Source organism: Kitasatospora sp. NPDC004745, from assembly GCF_042873275.1.
Taxonomy (GTDB): Bacteria; Actinomycetota; Actinomycetes; order Streptomycetales; family Streptomycetaceae; genus Kitasatospora.
Window position 1 is genome coordinate 1 of record NZ_JBIALK010000063.1, and the last position, 4,182, is coordinate 4,182.

The 4,182-nt window shown below is 77.4% G+C and carries 1 protein-coding gene; it reads right to left on the reverse strand.

Features of this window, described 5'->3' with window-relative positions; translation table 11 throughout:
• Positions 1-4,182 (reverse strand): type I polyketide synthase (locus tag ACFYUY_RS39975; protein ID WP_387908424.1); only part of this gene is annotated, 4,182 nt, incomplete at both ends.

Here is a 4,182-nt window from a genome sequence, read left to right on the forward strand (position 1 = left end):
GCGGGCGGGGGTGGTGGCGGTGCCGCGCAGGAGGGCGGGGTGGTCGTGGTCGTGGGTGAGGGCGTCCAGGGCGGCGAGGGCGGTCTCGCGGTCCGCGGCCAGCACCGCGGCACGGTGCTCCAGGGTGGCCCGGCCGTGGCTGAGCGCCGCGCCGATCGCGGTGAGCGGGTCGGTGCGACCGCGGACGAACTCCGCGAGGAGGGCGGCCTGTTCCCGTAGGGCGCGGGCACTGTGCCCGGAGAGCGGCCACAGCACCGGCCCGGCCGTCGGGTCGTCCTGGATGTGCACGGGCGGGCTGGGCGGCGCCTGTTCCAGGATGACGTGCGCGTTGGTGCCGCTGATGCCGAAGGAGGAGACGGCGGCGCGGCGCGGCCGCCCGTGCTCGGGCCAGGCGGTCTGCTCGGTGAGCAGTTCGACGGCCCCGGTCTCCCAGTCGATGTAGGGCGAGGGCGCGTCCACGTGGAGGGTGCGGGGCAGCACGCCGTGCCGCATCGCCTCGATCATCTTGATGACGCCGCCGACGCCGGCGGCGGCCTGGGTGTGGCCGATGTTGGACTTCAGCGAGCCCAGCAGGAGCGGGGTTTCACGGTCCTGCCCGTAGGTGGCGAGCAGGGCGTGGGCCTCGATCGGGTCGCCCAGGCGGGTGCCGGTGCCGTGTGCCTCGACGGCGTCGACGTCGCCGGCGGTGAGGCCGGCGGAGGCGAGCGCCTGGCGGATGACGCGTTCCTGGGAGGGGCCGTTGGGGGCGGTGAGGCCGTTGCTGGCGCCGTCCTGGTTGATCGCCGAACCCCGCAGGACGGCCAGGACCTGGTGGCCGTGCCGCCGGGCGTCGGAGAGCCGCTCGACCAGCAGCAGGCCGACGCCCTCGGACCAGCCGGTGCCGTCCGCCGCGGCCGCGAAGGACTTGCAGCGGCCGTCGGCGGAGAGGCCGCGCTGGCGGCTGAACTCGACGAAGGTGTCCGGGCGCGACATGACCGTCACGCCGCCGGCCAGGGCGAGGTCGCACTCGCCCTGGCGCAGGGCCTGGGCGGCCAGGTGCAGCGCGACCAGCGAGGAGGAGCAGGCGGTGTCCACGGTGACGGCCGGGCCCTCCAGGCCGAAGGTGTAGGCGAGCCGACCGGAGACGACGGACGCGGTGTTGCCGGTGAGCAGGTACCCCTCCAGTTCCTCGGGCGCCTTGCTCAGCCGTGAGCCGTAGTCGTTGTACATCACGCCGGCGAAGACGCCGGTGCGCGTTCCCCGGACGGAGGCCGGGTCGATCCCGGCGCGCTCGAAGGTCTCCCAGGCGGTCTCCAGCAGCAGGCGCTGCTGCGGGTCCATGGCGAGCGCCTCGCGCGGGCTGATGCCGAAGAACTCGGCGTCGAACCCGGCGGCGTCGAGCAGGAATCCGCCGTGCCGGGTGTAGGAGGTGCCGATCCGCTCCGGGTCGGGGTCGTAGAGGGCGTCGAGGTCCCAGCCGCGGTCGCCGGGGAAGTCGCCGATGGCGTCGGTGCCGTCGAGGACGAGCCGCCACAGGTCCTCGGGGGAGGCGACCCCGCCGGGGTAGCGGCAGGCGGTGCCGACGATGACGATCGGGTCGTCGTCCGCGGCGGCGGTGATCGGCGCCGCCTGGTCGCGGGCGGGTGCGGTGCCGCCCGGGAGGAGGGCGAGCAGGTGCTCGGTGAGGGCGGCGGGCGACGGGTGGTCGAAGACGGCGGTGGCGGCGATCCGCAGGCCGGTGGCGGCGGCGAGCCGGTTGCGCAGGTCGACCCCGGTGAGTGAGTCGAAGCCGAGTTCCTTGAAGGCCCGGGTGGCTTCGACGGTGGCCGCGGTGGCGTGCCCGAGCACCGTGGCGACGGTGGTCAGCACCAGGTCGGTGGTGGTGCGGGTCCGGTCGGGGGCGGCCAGGGCGGCGGTGCGCTCGGCCCAGGACCGGCCGGTCGCGGCCGCGGTGCCGGCGGTGGCCTGGCGGCGCGGGGCGCGGACCAGGGCGCGCAGCGGCGCCGGGAGCGGGCCGGCGGCGGCCCGGGCCTGCAGCGCCACCGGGTCGAAGCGGACCGGGACGAGGGCCGGCTCGGGGTGCCGCAGGGCGGCGTCGAACAGGGCGAGCGCCTCCTCGGTGCCGAGCGCGGGCAGGCCGGCGCGGGCCCAGCGGGCCAGCCCGGCGGCGCCCAGCTCGCCCGCCATGCCCTCCTGGTCGGCCCAGAGGCCCCAGGCGAGGGAGGTGGCGGGCAGGCCGAGGGCGTGGCGGTGGTGGGCGAGGGCGTCGAGGTAGGCGTTGGCGGCGGCGTAGTTGGCCTGGCCGGCGGTGCCGGTGGTGCCGGTGACGGAGGAGAACAGGACGAAGGCGTCGAGGCCGTCGGTGAGTTCGTGCAGGTGCCGGGCGGCGTCGGCCTTGGCCCGCAGGACGGTGTCCAGCCGCTCGGGGGTGAGGTCGGCGAGGACGCCGTCGTCCAGCACGCCGGCGAGGTGAATGACGGCGCCGAGCGGGCGTTCGGCGGGGACGTCGGCGAGGACGGCGGCGAGCGCCTCGCGGTCCGCGGCGTCCACGGCGGCGAACCGCACCTCGGCGCCCGACTCGGCCAGCTCCCGGGCGAGTTCGGCCGCGCCGGGGGCGTCCGCGCCGCGTCGGCTGAGCAGCAGCAGGTGTCGGGCGCCGTGCCGGGCGGCGAGGTGCCGGACGACGGTGCTGCCCAGGGCGCCGGTGCCGCCGGTGACCAGTACGGTGCGGTCGGTGAAGTCCGGGGAGGTGCCGTCCGGGGCGGCCGCTCGGGTGAGCCGCGGGGCGTGGAACGTGCCGTCGCGCAGGGCGAGTTGGGGCTCATCGGCAGGCAGGGTGGCGAGTGCGGCCGTCTCGGCCGGGACGTCCAGGTCCGCGACGGCGAAGCGGTCCGGGTGCTCGGCCTGGGCGGAGCGCAGCAGGCCCCAGACGGCGCCGGCCCACGGGTCCGGGACGGTGTCGGTGGCCGTGACGGCCAGGGCGCCGCGGGTGAGCACGAGCAGCCGGGAGCCGGCGAAGCGCTCCTGCGCGAGCCAGGTTTGCAGCAGCTCCAGGGTGGCGGCGACGGCATCGCGGCCGCCCGGTGCGGGCACGGCGACCACGGGGGCCACGGCCGCGTCGCCGGGGAGGTCCGCGAGGGCCTGGACCAGGCTGGTGGGCGTGGGCGCGGCGGGCCGTACGGGCGTCCACCCGGTGCGGTGGAGGTCGCGGGCGCCGCCGGTGGCCGGTGCCACCTGGTCGGGCCGCAGCGGGAGCAGGGCCAGGGACTCGACGGTGAGGACGGGTCGGCCGGCGGTGTCCCGGGCGTCCAGCGCCCCGTCCCGCCAGTGCACGTGCAGCGCGTCGGCGCCGGTGGCGTGCAGTTCCACGCCGGACCAGGAGAACGGCAGCGGCAGCCCGTCGGCCTCCTCGGCGGCGCGGCCCACCAGCGGGTGCAGGGCGGCGTCCAGCAGGGCCGGGTGCAGCGGGTGCCGGGCGGCGGCCTCGTGCAGCTCCTGCGGCAGGGCGAGCTCGGCGAACAGTTCGGCGCCCCGGTGCCAGGCGGCCCGTACGCCGTGGAAGGCGGGGCCGTAGGCGTAGCCGAGCTCGGCGAGCCGCCGGTAGAGCTCCTCGGTGTCGATCGCCTCGGCGCCGCTCGGTGGCCAGGCGGGCGCCGGTGCCGCCGGGTGGGCGGGGTGCGCCGGTCCGGTGGCGGGGGCGAGCCGGCCGACGGCGTGCCGGGTCCACTCGCCGGTGCCGTCGGTGGGGCGGGAGTGGACGGCCAGGGTGCGCGCTCCGCTGCCGGACTCCGGTGCCCCGACCGCCAGCTGGATGCTCAGCGAGCCGGTCGAGGGGAGGGCGAGCGGGGCCTCCAGGGTGAGTTCGTCCAGGCGCGGGGCGCCGGCGCGCTCGCCGGCGGTGAGCGCGAGGTCGACGAAGGCGGTGCCGGGGAGCAGCGGGCGGCCGAGGATCTCGTGGTCGGCCAGCCAGGCATGGGTGTCGAGGGACAGCCGCCCGGTGAGCAACAGGCCGCCGTCCTCGGCGAGTTCGAGCGAGGCGCCGAGGAGCGGGTGGTTCGGGGCGTCGAGGCCGAGCCGCTCCGGACCGCCGGAGGGGGTCTGCGGGACCAGCCAGTAGTGGTGGTGGGTGAAGGGGTAGGTGGGGAGGGGGAGGTGGGGGTTGGGGGTGTGGTTGGTGGGGTGGTGGCCGTGGGTGTGGGTGGT